Source organism: Pseudoalteromonas sp. MSK9-3 (assembly GCF_003590335.1).
Lineage (GTDB): Bacteria > Pseudomonadota > Gammaproteobacteria > Enterobacterales > Alteromonadaceae > Pseudoalteromonas.
Map to the genome: position 1 here is coordinate 1 of NZ_MIET01000017.1, position 15,205 is coordinate 15,205.

Sequence of the window (15,205 nt, forward strand, 5' to 3'; positions counted from 1 at the left end):
GACGAAGTTGAAATCGTAGGTATGAAAGAAACTACGAAGACAACTTGTACGGGTGTTGAGATGTTCCGTAAGCTGCTAGACGAAGGTCGTGCGGGTGAGAACATCGGTGCACTTCTACGTGGTACTAAGCGTGAAGACGTTGAACGTGGTCAAGTACTAGCGAAGCCTGGTTCAATCACTCCACACACGAAGTTCACTTCAGAAGTATACGTACTTTCGAAAGATGAAGGTGGTCGTCATACTCCATTCTTCAAAGGTTACCGTCCACAGTTCTACTTCCGTACAACTGACGTAACAGGTAACGTTGAGTTACCAGAAGGCGTAGAAATGGTAATGCCTGGTGATAACATCAAGATGACTGTAGATTTGATCGTACCAATCGCGATGGACGAAGGCTTACGCTTCGCTATCCGTGAAGGTGGTCGTACAGTTGGTGCTGGTGTTGTTGCAACTATCGTTGAGTAATATCGACCATAGTTAATGCATAAGCATTAATAAGAAACCCAAGCTTAGGCTTGGGTTTTTTTATGCCTGCGATTTAATCACTTTTTTGTAACTGAAGTATTTCAGCCCAGATGCTTTCAGCTTCTGCGGTTAATAAGGCATAGCCTTTGATATCCCCTCTGCGCTGAGCGTGCATAGCCTCCTCTAGTTTTGCATCATATTGCTTACGTAACTTTTTCTGTGGGTCTTTTTTAAAAATGCCAAACATGGTGTTTTTCCAAATGATAATTACTTTATTGTACGTTTATTGGGTGATGAACGATCTGTTTATATTTATGGGTAAATTAACACTGAAAGTTATTGACCTAAATCACACTTGAGGTTTTATCTTGGCTGCACTTACTAAGATTATTTAGGGCTTTACATGACAACATTACATAGCAACCATATTGAAGCGTACCTTTCTCAGCTTGGGCTACCAGGCAAACTGGGTGGTTTAGAGCTAGTATCTCAGCTACAGGCACGACACCTTGCAGAATTTAGTTTTAGCAGTATTAACGCATTATATGGTGAGTTTTTATCGCTTCAAGAAGCCGATGTGTTTAACCGGGTGATCACCAACCGCGAAGGGGGCTATTGTTTTGAGCATAATAAAATTGCCTGTATGGCACTGGCGCACCTTGGTTTTGAAGTGCGCCCTGTATTGGCGCGCGTGATGCTCAATGGTCTTGATACCAACCCAAGGACGCATCGTGTGACATTACTCACACTAGCGGGCTGCGAGTATCTTGTTGATGTTGGCTTTGGTGTAAAAACGCCGATTCTTCCACTAAAAATTGACAGTAATCATAGTGTAGAGCAAGGGGGGAATGAGTACCTTATTGAGCGTAAAGCTCAAGCCGTTAAAGTGAGTATACGTGCGCCAGAGCATAGTGATTTGTATGAAGTCGATTTAGGTATAGTCTATGAAGGGGATTGTGATGTGGCGCATTTTTACAGCCATCAACACCCAGAAGCGGGGTTTGTGAATAACTTGGTGGTATCACGGATTGAAAGTGGGCAGCGTCATTTGATCCGCAACTTACACTATTTATTTTGGAATGAGCATACCGGTGAACATACCCAGTGTGATATTACCGGAACTCAGCAGTTACAAGGTTTATTACAAGAGCACTTTAGGCTACAAGTGAGTATGCCTGTGATTGAGAAAATCTTTGCTAAGGTGTATGAAAGAGCAAATCAACAGCGCTAGTATATGGATAGATTTTGCACGAGAACTAAGGTAGAGTCTTGGCATATAAATTCGGTGATATGAAACCAAAAAGGATGGTTGAGAAATATGCGTAAACCGTTATATATATTAGCTTTGGCACTTAGCTTATCGGCATGTACTAGCTTAGTTGAAAAAGGTGACAAGTTATATCAGCAAGGCTTATATCAACAAGCGGCTGCGCTTTATGAACAAGCATTGGCTGAAGATGCTGAAGACATTAAAGCGCAACAAGGTTTAGCGGTAGCACGAAATAAAATCGTTGATCGTGGCTTAATTGAGGTAAGAATGCTGCGTTTAGCCGGAAATTTTACTGGTGCAGCACAGAAGTTAGAAACTATCTTACGCAATCAATCTAAATGGAGCTTAGAGTCATTTGGAGCCCAAGCTGCAACTCAAAATGAAGAATTGGGTCATATGAATAGGTGGCTGCGCAAAGAAGCTGAGAGCTTGGCCAATAGCCAGCAACCAGATCGGTTTCGATGGTTCGAAAGTCAATATGCCTACTTGCTAAACAATGCACAAATGAGCGATGAACTCACGCAGTATAAAGCGCAGTTAAATCAAGATGGTAAATCACGCTGTTTGTCGCTTGCTGAGCATGTTCATGGTCAGCGCTTTTATTTACGTCAATTTGTACATAAATACTGTTTAGCATGGCAACAACCAGTGTCACTTAAGCTAGACAATTATGATCAAAGCCGTTTTAACAGGGTGCGTTTTGATACGCAGCTTAATTTAGGCTCGTTCGAGAGTACGGCGCAGCGTTATTTAGTGGAAAACACCCTCATTGATATGCGCAATGCGTTTCAAAAAAGCTTATGGTATACCTCACAAGCAAAGCAGAGTGCGCGTTTTCAATTTAGCACCGATATTACTTATGACCGTCAAGTCAGGCATACGCAGCAAGAAAAGCGCTACACGGTGACAGAGTCACGAGTCGACCCGCAAGACAGTGAAAAACGGATTGATGTTGATATCGAACGTGTCTACATCTATCCGATAAATGAATATCAAGAGTATTACACGGTACGGCTGGGCTACAAAGGCATGATGGCAGGACAAATGGTGAGCCATCAACACTCCAGCAGCGAAGTCAACTCGACAAAGAGTCATACCGCGAATTACAAAGAAGCACAAATAAAGCCGTTACCTGCCAATTTCTTGAACTTAACCGAGTTATTAAAGGCACAATTAAGGCCGTTACAAGGCCAGTACATATCGGATCTGAATGCACTTTGGAAATTACAATATTGTCAGCATTCTGCCGCTGAGTCAGTGGCTGAAAATGCGCTGCGATGTGGCAAAATTAACCCGAATGAAGATTTTGTCAATCATTGGTTCAGGCAGGAGTTTGGTGTAGATTATAAAGCGATGCAATCGTTGTATTCTTTATAGCGCGATGCGTATAACAAAAAGGCACCATGCGGGTGCCTTGTTATTTTAGGATGTTTGTAAAAGTGGTTAATCTACCAATCTAGAGACAATAAAGTAGGGGTTTAAATAGCTGTCTTTTTGATTGTAAGTCAATGGGCTGCCGTCGACTTTAGTAACCGTAGCCCCTGCAATTTCGGCCACCGCATGACCCGCTCCTGTATCCCATTCAGACGTTGGCCCTAAACGTGGATAAATATCGGCACTGCCTTCTGCAACTAAACACAGTTTTAAAGAGCTGCCCTTAGGTACCATTTCTACATCATCAAATTGTTCTAAATAGGCCGCCAGATCTGGTGAAGGGTGTGAACGAGATCCCACCACATTAATTTTACCTGTGTTGGTTTTTTGCGTCACTTTAAGCTCTATGCGTGCTTCACCACACTCACGAAATGCCCCGATGGCATCTGCCGCTAAATAGCTCACATTAAGTGCTGGCGCATGTACCACGCCTAATATTGGTTTACCTGCCTTTATCAACGCAATATTAACGGTGAACTCACCATTTTTCTTAATGAACTCTTTGGTGCCATCAATCGGATCAACCAACCAGTATTCATCCCATGTTTGACGAGTCGCCCAAGGAATATGTGCACTCTCCTCGCTGAGAATGGGGGTTTTGGGCGTCAGAGCTTGTAAGCCGGCAACAATAACCTTGTGTGCGGCTATGTCTGCGTCTGTTACTGGGCTCTCATCTGCTTTGTACTCGACTGCAAAGTCTTTCGCGTAGATAGGCATGATGGCCTCTCCAGCTTGACGGCTAAGGTGCAGAACTTCTTCGAGCAGATCCGTTTGATTCATGATTTATCCTATGATGTTTTTTTCTTTTAAATACGCTACCAGTTGTGTGACCGATTGGTCTAGCGAATTTTTACTAGTATCTAATACGATCTCGGGCTGAGTTGGGATCTGATAATCTGAATCAATACCGGTAAAGTGTTTGATTTCGCCTGCTCGCGCCTTTTTGTATAACCCTTTTGGATCTCGTTGCTCACAGATATCAAGTGGGGTATCTAAAAACACTTCGATAAACTCACCGTCATCAAGTAAATCACGCACCATGTCTCGTTCCGCTTGGAAAGGGGAAATAAAAGCGGTGAGTACCACTAAGCCAGCATCAGCCATCAATTTACTGAGTTCACCCACGCGACGAATATTCTCAACGCGGTCAGCGTCACTGAACCCCAAATCTTTACATAGACCGTGACGGACATTATCGCCATCAAGTAAATAGGTGTGTACACCTTGCTGATGTAGCGCGCTTTCTAACGCGCCTGCAACCGTACTTTTACCTGAACCAGAAAAGCCGGTAAACCATAATACGCAGGGCTTGTGGCCTTTGTGTTCGTTACGTTTGTCTTTATCAACGGCATAGTTATGCCAAACTACATTTTCGTCCATTATATGTGCCTACTAAAACGGGAAGACCATAGGTATCAGAGTCAGAACCGTAATTGAATAAATAATTGAGAGCGGTAAGCCCATCGCGACATAATCTTTAATACGATAGTTACCTGCGCTGTATACCATTAGGTTTGTTTGATAACCAAATGGCGATATAAAACTGGCTGATGCGCCAAATGCGACGGCCATGACAAAAGGCAAAGGATTTACCCCAAACCCTGCGGCGAGTGCATAAGCAACGGGAAATGATAAAGCTGCGGCAGCATTGTTAGTAATAAGCTCAGTGAACACTACGGTCATCACAAATATAGCGATAAAGGCGCCATATGGCCCAAAATCACCTAATAAGAAAAAGAGTGCATCAGAGATTTGAGCTGCGAGGCCCGTGCCGATCATCAACTTTGCTAGACCAATGGCACTTCCTACAATGGCAATGAGTTCAATAGGGAAGCGACGTTTGAGCTCACCGACTTTAATCGTGCCCATAAATACGAGTGTGACTAGCAGTACTAATAGGCCTTTTACTAGCGGGACTATGTCTAAAATACTTAGGCCTAGTATGCCCACAAAGCTCATAAGAACAATATTAGATTGTTGGGGCTTAAGATGAGTTTGTAAGTCTAACCCTGAGATATAAACAAATTCACGCTTTAAATTTGGTAGCTCGTAAAATTGGCTACCCGGTGCCAATATCAGGGAGTCTCCCGCTTGTAATTGAACTTGCCCTAGGCCGCCTTGCAGGCGGTCGTGGCCGCGGCGTATAGCAATAACAGCAGCATGAAACTGTTCTCTAAAGCGCACTTCTTTAACTGTTTTACCAATATATTTAGATGACTGACTAATGACCACTTCGACTAAATGTTCAACGTCTTTTTCGTGTTTATCATGGACGATTTTCAAGCCATCAAAACGTGTTAATAGTGGTACAGATTTGATGTCGCCGACGAACAGTAATACATCACCAGCGAGGATTTCTTGTTGTGGGGTGACCGCACAAATACGGCGTTCTCCCCGAATAATTTCGGCTAAGAAAAGGTCTTTAAGATCTCGTAAGCCATTTTCTTCGACAGTTCGTCCCACCAATTTAGAGTGCGCTTGGATTTTGCCTTCAAGATAAAAAGGCACCACCTCTTGGTCTGATTTACCATTGTCTGGTAAATATTTAAGCATCACCATAATGGTTAATAAGCCAACGAATAACGCCCCCAAGCCAACCAGGGTAAAATCAAAAAAACCGAGTGGTTGCATACCTGCATCCACGGCAAAGCCATTGACGATGAGGTTGGTCGATGTACCGATGAGCGTAAGTGTGCCACCTAATATTGCGGTATAAGATAATGGCAATAAGAGCTTGGACGGCGAATGCGTAGGGCTGTCTTTGATTGCGGAAATTAAAGACGCAACAACGGCGGTATTGTTAGTAAAAGATGATAAAAAAGCAGTAGATAGTCCAAGCTTCATCACTGATTTTGTTAGGCTGCCTTTCGCTAACGACTGCGCCAACTTTTGCACTAAGGTGGTTTTTTCAATCGCGACTGACACAAGGATCAATAAGATCAGTGTTATTAGAGAGGGATTTGCATAGTTCACCAGCATATTTTCAAGGTCAATTAAGCCTGTTAGATAGCTGGTGCCAATAGCGCCCACAAATAACCATGCGGGTTTTAGTTGAGTGCCAAATAAGCACCCAACTAAAGTCAGCATTATACCTGTTAAAATGATTTGTTCGTACATCCTAGAATGCTCCTAATAACAGGTATAGCGACATTATTTTAACTTAGAAATGTCGAGTGCTTGCCAGTGTGGGAAGTGCTTACGAACAAGACTATTAAATTCAACTTCAAATTCACTGAATTGTGACTGATTTGCCGTCTGTTCGCTCAATAGCGCTTCTATCATACCTGCACCCACGGTTAGGTTTGATAATCTATCAATTAAGATAAATGAGCCGGTATCACGGTTGTTGCGATAGCTATCAGCCACAATACTTTCAGTTAGCTCTAATGTCACAACGGCAATTTCGTTGAGCTGCAAACTATCAGCTGAGCCATGCTCTAATGTATTCACATCAATGGTGTAATCAATTTTCTTGACGATTGCAGCAGTATTTTTGCTGCCGAGCTTAAAGTTATAGCTTTTACCCAGTACGAGTGGCGCTTCGTGCATCCACACTAACTTTGCCTGTATTTGGTTCGTTGCAGCCGCACTTGCATCTGCCGCAACAATGACATCACCACGGCTAATATCGACTTCATCATTTAAGGTGATCGTAAAGGCTTGGCCTGCTTCTGCTTTATTTAAGTTGCCGTCAAATGTAACGAGCTCTTTAATTGTCGATTGCTTACCAGAAGGTAATACTTTTACCGCTTGACCGGCTTCTAATGTACCTGAGGTTAACGTACCCTGGAAGCCTCTAAAATCAAGATTAGGGCGAACAACATATTGGACTGGGAAGCGCGCTTCAAAGTCGTTGTTTGCAGCGGCTGCAGGTGAGTCTTCGAGTAACTCTAACAGTGGCTTGTCAGTATAATAAGGTGTGTGCTCTGAGCGAGTTACAACGTTGTCACCTTTGAGTGCCGACATCGGAACGAATTTAATATCCGTCACATTTAACTGTTCAGCAAACTTTAAATATTGTGCTTTGATGCGCTCAAAAACGGCTTCGTCAAAGTCACAAATATCCATTTTATTGATGGCAACCACAAATTGCGTAATGCCCAGTGAATCACAGATAAAACTATGGCGTTTAGTTTGAATTTGCACACCGTAGCGGGCATCAACCAAAATAATTGCCAAGTCGCTGGTAGACGCACCCGTTACCATATTACGGGTGTACTGCTCATGTCCCGGAGTATCGGCAATGATAAATTTGCGCTTGGTCGTTGAGAAGTAACGATACGCTACGTCAATGGTGATACCTTGCTCACGTTCAGCTTGTAATCCATCAACCAATAACGCTAAATCTAGGTCTTCACCCGCATTACCGACTTTCTCATTGTCTTTATGTAGTGCAGCAAGCTGATCTTCATAAATTTGGTGGCTGTCATGGAGTAGGCGACCTATTAATGTTGATTTGCCATCGTCTACGCTGCCACAAGTCATCATGCGCAGTAAACTTTTATCTTGTTGGCGTGCTAGGTAAGCGTCAATACCGAGTTCTTTTACTTCATTTGCAGTCGTCATTTAGAAATACCCCTCACGTTTTTTCTTCTCCATTGACCCTGATGAGTCATGGTCAATGACACGGCCTTCACGTTCAGATGATGTAGACAGTAGCATTTCTTCGATAATTTCTGTTAGCGTACTGGCCGTAGATTCAACCGCACCGGTGAGTGGATAGCACCCTAGTGTACGGAAACGCACAGACTTCATTTGTGGTACTTCACCTTCTTCCAGTGGCATACGTTCATCATCGACCATGATAAGTGTCCCATCACGCTCAACCACAGGGCGTTCTTTGGCAAGGTATAGAGGAACCATGTCGATGTTTTCTTGATAGATGTATTGCCAAATATCAAGTTCAGTCCAGTTAGACAGGGGGAATACACGAATACTTTCGCCAGGGTTAACTTGGCTGTTATAGGTATTCCAAAGCTCTGGACGTTGGTTTTTTGGATCCCAACGATGGTGCTTGTCGCGGAATGAGTAAACGCGTTCTTTAGCACGAGACTTTTCTTCGTCACGGCGGGCACCACCAAATGCAGCGTCAAAGCCGTATTTATCTAGGGCTTGCTTTAAACCTTGCGTCTTCATAACGTCAGTATGTTTCGCTGAACCATGAGTAAAAGGGCCCATGCCCATTTCAATCCCTTCCGGGTTTTTATGGATCAATAGATCGAAGCCATATTCTTTTGCAAGACGATCACGAAACTCAATCATCTCACGGAACTTCCAATTCGTATCCACATGTAATAGTGGGAATGGAATTTTAGCTGGGTAAAACGCTTTACGCGCTAAATGCAAAAGTACCGAAGAGTCCTTACCTATTGAGTAAAGCATCACTGGGTTTTCAAACTCAGCGGCGACTTCGCGAATAATCTTTATACTTTCAGCTTCAAGTTGCTGAAGGTGTGTTAAAGCCATTGTCGTCGTCCTACTTAAAAATAATAAAAAATCGTTATAAAAATGTGCTTATGCCACATCAGTTAAAGGCTGTGCAAAGCTACTTATTTGCGCTGAGCTGCCAAACCATGCGAGCTGTTCATGTAATGCTGCGACTTCACCGATGATCAATAGAGCCGGTGATACAATGTGATGTTGCTCAATTTGCTGAGCTAAGTCACCAAGGTGTGTGCGCACAACTCGTTGTTCTTTTCTTGTGCCATTTTCAATAATGGCTACTGGGGTGCTGGCATCACGGCCATGCTTAATGAGCTGCGCTTGAATATGCGGCGATTTGAGCACGCCCATATAAATGGCCAAAGTTTGGTTCGGTTTTGCTAAAGAGGCCCAATCAAGCTCTTGTCCGTCTTTTTTACAGTGACCAGTAACAAACTGAATTGCTTGAGCGTGGTCTCGATGTGTCAGTGGAATACCTGCATAGGCGCTACAGCCTGCTGCTGCAGTGATCCCTGGAACAATTTGATAGCGGACATCGTGCTGTGCGAGTACCTGTACTTCTTCACCACCTCGACCGTAAATAAAAGGGTCACCACCTTTGATACGACACACTTTTTTACCTTGCCGTGCTAAGTCGACCAACAGTTGATTGGTGTCTTCTTGTTTGACGCTGTGATTACCTAAGCGCTTCCCAACACAAATTAAATCGGCATCTCGACGCACTAAATCCATGATTTCGTCAGACACTAAGTAGTCGTAAACAACAACATCTGCCTGCTGCATTAGTTGCAATGCTTTTAAAGTCAGTAATTCTGGATCACCAGGGCCTGCGCCAACAATGTACACTTCCCCTTCAGGCTCTGCTTTGGCATCAAGCATGTCGTGTAATTGCGCTGTTGCGCCTTGAGTATCCCCAACTTGTACTTTGCTTACGACACTTGAATCAAACACACCTTCCCAAAATTGACGTCTATCAGCAAAATGTTTAAAGCGAGCTTTGACATTGTCTCTAAAGCTGCCGACCAATGTTGCCAATGGACCAATATGCTGAGGAATAAGGGTTTCGAGTTTTTCGCGTAAGCGTCTGGCTAAAACCGGTGCGGTGCCGGCACTGGAAATAGCAATGGTAATTGGATCTCTATCAACAATAGAGGGGAATATAAACGTACATTTTGGTTGGTCGTCCACCACGTTAACAAAGATATTTCGCTTATTGGCTAATTCGAACACGGTGTTGTTCACAGATTCATTATCCGTTGCAGCGATGACCAGCATTTTGCCGTCTAAGTGAGATTCGTCAAAATAAGCTTCAATTAAGGCAACTTCTTGATTGCTTGCATGTTCGAGTAGTTCATCACAAAAATCAGGTGCAACCAGAGTGACTGATGCTCTGGCTTTTAAAAAAGCACGGCATTTTCTCAGAGCAACTTCACCACCCCCGACGACGAGCACCGGTTTGTTATCAAGCTTGGTAAATATTGGTAAATATTGCACGATGGAAACCCCTTAGTAATACGTGATGCTTCGGCCAACATAACGGCTGTTGGTTGCTAGCAGGTATGCAGAATATAGTGGGGCTAGCATATGAAAAAAGAATTTAAATTAAATTGTTATAACTAAAAGTTATATAGGGTTGGTAATTTAGACCTAAGGCTTAATTTACAAGGCTATACATCAATTTACTACTGCAAATAGTGCCTTATAGTGTTTGGTTATGAGTTATGCATGGCGATGCTATTCATGGGCGCTTTTAAACTTTACTGATTGCGGACAAATGTCCTGTGGTGAGAGCGTGTAATGCATTTTACTAGCTTTGAGACAATGATGAATGGACTTGAATGATGACAGAATATGCAATGGCTCAGCAGGTGCTTGCTGTAATGGATTTAACCTCGTTAAACGATGATGATTCGACTGAACAGATCACGGCATTAATTATGAGTATTGATGAGCGTTATGTTCCGCCGGCTGCTGTCTGTGTGTTTCCGCAATTTATTGCGCATAGTAAAGAGCAGTTGTCAGCCCGAAATTTACAACATGTTAAAGTGGCTACGGTGACAAATTTTCCAGAAGGAGAGCAATCTATTGAGTCTGTTTTAAGGGCGACAGAATACGCCTTAAATGAAGGCGCAGATGAAATAGATTTAGTCCTGCCTTACAAACAATTATTGGCTGGCGACCCGGATACACCCTGGCAATATGTACATTCTAGTAAAGAGCTATGTAGAGATAAGGCGGTGCTAAAAGTCATTATCGAAAGTGGCCAATTGCAATCTTCTCACCTCATTGAGCAAGCCACCGAAATTGCTGTCCTTGCCGGTGCGGATTTTGTGAAAACAAGTACAGGCAAAGTGCCGATAAACGCAACGCTTGACGCAACCAAGGTGATCCTTGAAACCATCAAAAAAACGAACAAGGAGGCGGGGTTTAAAGCTGCCGGCGGGGTGAAGACGGTTGCTGTTGCTCAGCAATATATTGCGCTTGCAGAGGAAATTATGGGGCCAGGATGGGTCAGCAGCCAGAATTTTAGATTGGGAGCATCAAGTTTGTTAGAGGATGTGTATCGTGTTTTACATATCGACAGAAAATCATAGAAAAAGAGCTGTTTTGTTGGAAATATAGACAATGAGAGAAAGTTAGTGCAATGAATTTTGCTTTTGCATATCTTTTACTCTTGTTTTCAATTTGTTCGTCAGTATAATGGGCGTCCACTTTGCAGGGGCGTAGTTCCAATTGGTAGAACAGCGGTCTCCAAAACCGATGGTTGCGGGTTCGAGTCCTGCCGCCCCTGCCATTCATATATTGATGAGTCCAAATCTAAAATAAGGTGTTGGTTTCTTACATATTAGCGCTTATTTATACATTTGGATTTAATGGATTAACCCTGCCTTGGTGCAGGGTTGTTGTGTCTGTATTTAAGGTAAATTTATTATGAGCACGAATGTTGAAACGCCGTCAAACTCGATGGACATGGTTAAATGGCTAGTTGCAATCTCATTACTGACTGGTGCGGTAGTAGGGAACTACTTATACGCTGATATGTCAGTGTTAGTACGTGCAGTTGGTGTTGTAGTTGCAGTTGCCGCTGCATTGGGTATTGCTGCTACTACGGGTAAAGGAAACACCTTCATTGCGTTTGCAAAAGAAGCACGCATTGAAGTTCGTAAGGTTGTTTGGCCAACGCGTCAAGAAACGACTCATACAACATTTATTGTTATGATTGCGACTGTGATAATGGCGCTGATCCTTTGGGGTCTAGATGGCCTGTTATTCCGAGTTGTTGGCTTTTTAACTGGATTGGAGATCTGATCCCATGTCGGATGAGAACAAAGAAAAGAAATTACGTTGGTACGTAATTCAGGCGTTTTCAGGATATGAAAAACGCGTAGCTCAAACCATTAATGAGCATATTAAAATCGAAGGTTTAGAAGAAAGCTTCGGTGAAGTACTGGTTCCAACAGAAGAAGTTGTCGAGATGCGCGCTGGTCAAAAGCGTAAGTCTGAACGTAAATTCTTCCCAGGTTATGTACTTGTAGAAATGGATATGAACGATGCGAGCTGGCACTTAGTGAACAGTACGCCTCGTGTGATGGGCTTTATTGGCGGTACATCAGACCGCCCAGCACCAATAAGCAAAAAAGAAGCAGACCGCATTCTTAACCGCTTACAAGAAAATGCTGAAGCGCCAAAACCAGCAACGTTGTTTGAAGTGGGTGAAGTGGTTCGTGTAACCGATGGCCCATTTGCAGACTTCAGTGGTGTGGTTGAAGAAGTGGATTATGAGAAGAGCCGCGTAAAAGTGTCTGTTCTGATCTTTGGTCGTTCAACACCAGTTGATTTAGACTTTGGACAAGTAGAAAAAGATAAGTAAGGTATTTTTAATCACCTTACTTGAAAAAGGCCGCTGGTTAACTTATAATCAGCGGCCTTTTTGTATTCGGGCTTTTACCTCTGTGTGGAAGTTGCGGGCAAAAAGTTTTTTATTAATTTGGGAAGCCGCTTGAGTACGCGTCCTCGCGCGCACAAGGCTAAGACCCACCTAATGAGGTATTATCATGGCTAAAAAAGTTGAAGCTCTAATCAAGCTACAAGTTGCTGCTGGTATGGCTAATCCAAGTCCTCCAGTAGGTCCTGCACTAGGTCAACACGGTGTAAACATCATGGAATTCTGTAAAGCGTTCAACGCACGTACAGAGTCAATTGAAAAAGGCGCACCTGTTCCTGTAGTAATTTCAGTTTACAATGATCGTTCTTTCACGTTCGACATGAAAACTCCACCTGCTTCTTACCTTCTTAAGAAAGCGGCTGGCATCAAGTCTGGTTCAGGCCGTCCTAACACTGAGAAAGTGGGTACTGTTACACGTGCTCAACTTGAAGAGATTGTTGAGACTAAACGTCCTGACCTTACAGCTGCAGATTTAGACGCAGCGGTTCGCACTATCGCAGGTTCTGCGCGTGCGATGGGCTTGGATGTAGAGGGATAATATAATGGCTAAACTTACTAAACGTATGCGTACTATCCGCGAGAAAGTGGAAGTAACTAAAGATTACGAAATCAACGAAGCAGTTGCGCTTCTTAAAGAGCTAGCGACAGCTAAGTTCGTTGAAAGTGTTGACGTTGCTGTTAACCTTGGTATCGATGCACGTAAATCTGATCAAAACGTTCGTGGTGCTACGGTACTACCACACGGTACTGGTCGTGAAGTGCGCGTTGCTGTATTCACTCAGGGTGCAAACGCTGATGCTGCTAAAGAAGCTGGTGCTGATTTAGTGGGCATGGAAGAACTTGCTGAGCAAGTTAAAAAAGGCGAAATGAACTTTGACGTTGTTGTTGCTTCTCCAGATGCAATGCGCGTTGTTGGTCAACTAGGTCAGATCCTAGGTCCACGTGGTCTTATGCCTAACCCTAAAACTGGTACTGTAACACCTAACGTTGCAGAAGCAGTTAAAAATGCTAAAGCTGGTCAGGTTCGCTACCGTAATGACAAGAACGGCATCATCCACACTACTATCGGTAAAGTGGATTTCACAGCTGTTCAGTTACAAGAAAACCTTGAATCTCTACTTGTAGCGCTTAAGAAGGCTAAGCCTTCACAAGCAAAAGGTGCTTACCTTAAGAAGGTAACTATCTCTACAACTATGGGTGCTGGTGTTGCTCTAGATCAAGCTACTTTAAATACAGTAGTATAAGTTTTTAGAGAATAGCATTTACATGGCGTAAAATTTGTACTATAATTTCGCGCCATTTTGTTGATAAATTCACGTGTGAAAATATCAACAATAAAAGAATTCGGGTTGAAGCATATAATTTCGTTAAGCTTTATTGCAAGGCGATAAATTGTGCTTCCGTCCAAGACCGTAGGAGGCTTTCGGGTCTTAATAGTATTCCTACGTAGACGGTGTGAATCCCAGCTAGATTTTTCCTAATCTTCTGGCTCTCGCCGTAAAAAGCATCTCTGCTAACGAAAGTTGCAGGGTAGAGTAGAACTGAAAAACATTATGTTTTTCAATAAACCAGGAGTAACACCCATGGCTTTAAATCTTCAAGACAAAAAAGCAATTGTTGCTGAAGTCAACGAAGCTGCCAAAGGTGCTCTATCAGCAGTTGTTGCTGATTCTCGTGGTGTAACAGTAGGTGCAATCACTGCTCTTCGTAAAGAAGCTCGTGAAGCTGGTGTATGGATGAAGGTTGTCCGTAACACGCTAGCTAAACGTGCTGTTGAAGGCACTGATTACGAATGCCTAAACGAATCACTAGTTGGTCCAAGCCTTATCGCTTTCTCTTCAGAGCACCCAGGTGCTGCTGCGCGTATCTTTGCTGATTTCGCGAAAAAGAACGAAGAATTTGAGCTTAAGACTGCTGCATTCGAAGGTAAAGTTGTAGACGTAGATATGCTTGCTAAGCTACCTACATACGACGAAGCTGTTGCACGCTTAATGAGCGCTATGAAAGAAGCGTCTGCTGGCAAATTGTGTAAAACAATTGAAGCAGTACGTGTACAGAAAGCTGAGCAAGCTGCTTAATTTAAGCCCGCTCCTTTCTTTAATAAATTTTTTTGAACCACATGGGTTCGTAAATAATTAGGAAATTTGAAATGTCTGTAACTAAAGACCAAATCCTTGACGCAATTGCTGAAATGTCAGTAATGGACGTTGTTGAACTAGTAGAAGCAATGGAAGAGAAGTTCGGTGTAACTGCAGCAGCTGCTGTTGTTGCTGGTCCTGCTGCTGAAGCTGCTGAAGAGAAAACTGAATTTGACGTTATTCTTAAAGCTGCTGGCGCTAACAAAGTTGCTTCTATCAAAGCAGTACGTGGCGCAACTGGTCTAGGCCTTAAAGAAGCTAAAGCTCTTGTTGAAGCTGCTCCAACTCCAGTGAAAGAAGCTGTTTCTAAAGAAGAAGCTGAAGCACTTAAAACTGATCTTGAAGCAGCTGGTGCTGAAGTTGAGATCAAGTAATCTAGCTTTTGCTAGGTTCGCTGTCTGAGAAATCAGGCAAGGGCTGGTGATTTTTTAATCACCGGCCCTTTTGCGCTATAGCGTGAAATATTCGCTGAGTGCAAAACCTCTATATTTTTTCATTGTTTTCAATAGT

The 15,205-nt window shown here is 43.1% G+C and carries 17 protein-coding genes and 1 tRNA gene; 11 read left to right on the top strand and 7 right to left on the bottom strand.

Features of this window, described 5'->3' with window-relative positions:
• On the top strand, positions 1 to 465 hold a 465-nt coding region (locus BGP78_RS06565; protein WP_259386201.1), incomplete at its 5' end, for an EF-Tu/IF-2/RF-3 family GTPase.
• 73 nt (positions 466 to 538) lie between these two features.
• Here BGP78_RS06565 and BGP78_RS06570 read toward each other — a convergent pair.
• Complete coding sequence (locus BGP78_RS06570) at positions 539 to 712, bottom strand: DUF6435 family protein (protein ID WP_119860656.1); 174 nt, start codon at positions 710 to 712, stop codon at positions 539 to 541.
• Positions 713 to 868: 156 nt separating this feature from the next.
• Between BGP78_RS06570 and BGP78_RS06575 the strand changes: the two genes are divergently transcribed.
• Together BGP78_RS06575 and BGP78_RS06580 are read left to right on the top strand one after the other, a co-directional pair.
• Complete coding sequence (locus BGP78_RS06575; RefSeq protein ID WP_119860657.1) at positions 869 to 1,696, top strand: arylamine N-acetyltransferase; 828 nt, start codon at positions 869 to 871, stop codon at positions 1,694 to 1,696.
• A gap of 87 nt (positions 1,697 to 1,783) precedes the next feature.
• Positions 1,784 to 3,112 carry a hypothetical protein gene (locus tag BGP78_RS06580; RefSeq protein ID WP_119860658.1) on the top strand — a complete coding sequence of 443 codons (1,329 nt, stop codon included), beginning with the start codon at positions 1,784 to 1,786 and terminating at the stop codon, positions 3,110 to 3,112.
• A 66-nt stretch (positions 3,113 to 3,178) separates the two neighbouring features.
• Here BGP78_RS06580 and cysQ read toward each other — a convergent pair whose 3' ends face one another.
• From cysQ to cysG, 6 genes are read right to left on the bottom strand one after another with little or no spacing between them, the layout of a single operon-like run.
• Complete coding sequence (cysQ, locus tag BGP78_RS06585; RefSeq protein ID WP_119860659.1) at positions 3,179 to 3,949, bottom strand: 3'(2'),5'-bisphosphate nucleotidase CysQ; 771 nt, start codon at positions 3,947 to 3,949, stop codon at positions 3,179 to 3,181.
• A gap of 3 nt (positions 3,950 to 3,952) precedes the next feature.
• Complete coding sequence (gene cysC / locus BGP78_RS06590) at positions 3,953 to 4,549, bottom strand: adenylyl-sulfate kinase (protein ID WP_119860660.1); 597 nt, start codon at positions 4,547 to 4,549, stop codon at positions 3,953 to 3,955.
• Positions 4,550 to 4,561: 12 nt separating this feature from the next.
• Positions 4,562 to 6,286 carry an SLC13 family permease gene (locus tag BGP78_RS06595; RefSeq protein ID WP_119860661.1) on the bottom strand — a complete coding sequence of 575 codons (1,725 nt, stop codon included), beginning with the start codon at positions 6,284 to 6,286 and terminating at the stop codon, positions 4,562 to 4,564.
• Between the two features lie 33 nt (positions 6,287 to 6,319).
• A complete protein-coding gene (gene cysN, locus BGP78_RS06600; protein WP_119860662.1) occupies positions 6,320 to 7,735 on the bottom strand; it encodes a sulfate adenylyltransferase subunit CysN in 1,416 nt (471 codons plus the stop codon).
• A complete protein-coding gene (gene cysD, locus BGP78_RS06605; RefSeq protein ID WP_010367630.1) occupies positions 7,736 to 8,635 on the bottom strand; it encodes a sulfate adenylyltransferase subunit CysD in 900 nt (299 codons plus the stop codon).
• A gap of 48 nt (positions 8,636 to 8,683) precedes the next feature.
• Positions 8,684 to 10,105: a siroheme synthase CysG gene (cysG, locus tag BGP78_RS06610; RefSeq protein WP_119860663.1), complete on the bottom strand. Its 1,422-nt coding sequence runs from the start codon at positions 10,103 to 10,105 to the stop codon at positions 8,684 to 8,686.
• 347 nt (positions 10,106 to 10,452) lie between these two features.
• On the opposite strand from cysG, the gene deoC reads away from it, so the two are divergent.
• The 8 genes from deoC to rplL all read left to right on the top strand — a co-directional run bounded on the left by deoC (position 10,453) and on the right by rplL (position 15,069).
• Positions 10,453 to 11,205: a deoxyribose-phosphate aldolase gene (gene deoC / locus BGP78_RS06615; RefSeq protein WP_119860664.1), complete on the top strand. Its 753-nt coding sequence runs from the start codon at positions 10,453 to 10,455 to the stop codon at positions 11,203 to 11,205.
• Positions 11,206 to 11,328: 123 nt separating this feature from the next.
• A tRNA-Trp gene (locus BGP78_RS06620) sits at positions 11,329 to 11,405 on the top strand.
• Positions 11,406 to 11,542: 137 nt separating this feature from the next.
• Entirely contained in the window at positions 11,543 to 11,920 is a 378-nt protein-coding gene (gene secE / locus BGP78_RS06625; RefSeq protein ID WP_010367635.1) for a preprotein translocase subunit SecE, read from the top strand.
• 4 nt (positions 11,921 to 11,924) lie between these two features.
• Entirely contained in the window at positions 11,925 to 12,482 is a 558-nt protein-coding gene (gene nusG / locus BGP78_RS06630; RefSeq protein ID WP_010367637.1) for a transcription termination/antitermination protein NusG, read from the top strand.
• 184 nt (positions 12,483 to 12,666) lie between these two features.
• Positions 12,667 to 13,095 (top strand): 50S ribosomal protein L11, encoded by a 429-nt coding sequence (gene rplK / locus BGP78_RS06635; RefSeq protein ID WP_010367640.1) that lies wholly within the window; start codon positions 12,667 to 12,669, stop codon positions 13,093 to 13,095.
• A 4-nt stretch (positions 13,096 to 13,099) separates the two neighbouring features.
• A complete protein-coding gene (gene rplA / locus BGP78_RS06640) occupies positions 13,100 to 13,801 on the top strand; it encodes a 50S ribosomal protein L1 (RefSeq protein WP_010367642.1) in 702 nt (233 codons plus the stop codon).
• 339 nt (positions 13,802 to 14,140) lie between these two features.
• Positions 14,141 to 14,635 (top strand): 50S ribosomal protein L10, encoded by a 495-nt coding sequence (gene rplJ, locus BGP78_RS06645; protein WP_010367644.1) that lies wholly within the window; start codon positions 14,141 to 14,143, stop codon positions 14,633 to 14,635.
• Between the two features lie 71 nt (positions 14,636 to 14,706).
• Positions 14,707 to 15,069: a 50S ribosomal protein L7/L12 gene (gene rplL, locus BGP78_RS06650; protein WP_119860665.1), complete on the top strand. Its 363-nt coding sequence runs from the start codon at positions 14,707 to 14,709 to the stop codon at positions 15,067 to 15,069.
• Positions 15,070 to 15,205: the final 136 nt, after the last annotated feature.

Bases quoted from the DNA above. Each gene is read 5' to 3' on its own strand.
- BGP78_RS06570 (WP_119860656.1), bottom strand. From the start codon at position 712: ATGTTTGGCATTTTTAAAAAAGACCCACAGAAAAAGTTACGTAAGCAA.
- BGP78_RS06575 (WP_119860657.1), top strand. From the start codon at position 869: ATGACAACATTACATAGCAACCATATTGAAGCGTACCTTTCTCAGCTT.
- BGP78_RS06580 (WP_119860658.1), top strand. From the start codon at position 1,784: ATGCGTAAACCGTTATATATATTAGCTTTGGCACTTAGCTTATCGGCA.
- cysQ (WP_119860659.1), bottom strand. From the start codon at position 3,949: ATGAATCAAACGGATCTGCTCGAAGAAGTTCTGCACCTTAGCCGTCAA.
- cysC (WP_119860660.1), bottom strand. From the start codon at position 4,549: ATGGACGAAAATGTAGTTTGGCATAACTATGCCGTTGATAAAGACAAA.
- BGP78_RS06595 (WP_119860661.1), bottom strand. From the start codon at position 6,286: ATGTACGAACAAATCATTTTAACAGGTATAATGCTGACTTTAGTTGGG.
- cysN (WP_119860662.1), bottom strand. From the start codon at position 7,735: ATGACGACTGCAAATGAAGTAAAAGAACTCGGTATTGACGCTTACCTA.
- cysD (WP_010367630.1), bottom strand. From the start codon at position 8,635: ATGGCTTTAACACACCTTCAGCAACTTGAAGCTGAAAGTATAAAGATT.
- deoC (WP_119860664.1), top strand. From the start codon at position 10,453: ATGACAGAATATGCAATGGCTCAGCAGGTGCTTGCTGTAATGGATTTA.
- secE (WP_010367635.1), top strand. From the start codon at position 11,543: ATGAGCACGAATGTTGAAACGCCGTCAAACTCGATGGACATGGTTAAA.
- nusG (WP_010367637.1), top strand. From the start codon at position 11,925: ATGTCGGATGAGAACAAAGAAAAGAAATTACGTTGGTACGTAATTCAG.
- rplK (WP_010367640.1), top strand. From the start codon at position 12,667: ATGGCTAAAAAAGTTGAAGCTCTAATCAAGCTACAAGTTGCTGCTGGT.
- rplA (WP_010367642.1), top strand. From the start codon at position 13,100: ATGGCTAAACTTACTAAACGTATGCGTACTATCCGCGAGAAAGTGGAA.
- rplJ (WP_010367644.1), top strand. From the start codon at position 14,141: ATGGCTTTAAATCTTCAAGACAAAAAAGCAATTGTTGCTGAAGTCAAC.
- rplL (WP_119860665.1), top strand. From the start codon at position 14,707: ATGTCTGTAACTAAAGACCAAATCCTTGACGCAATTGCTGAAATGTCA.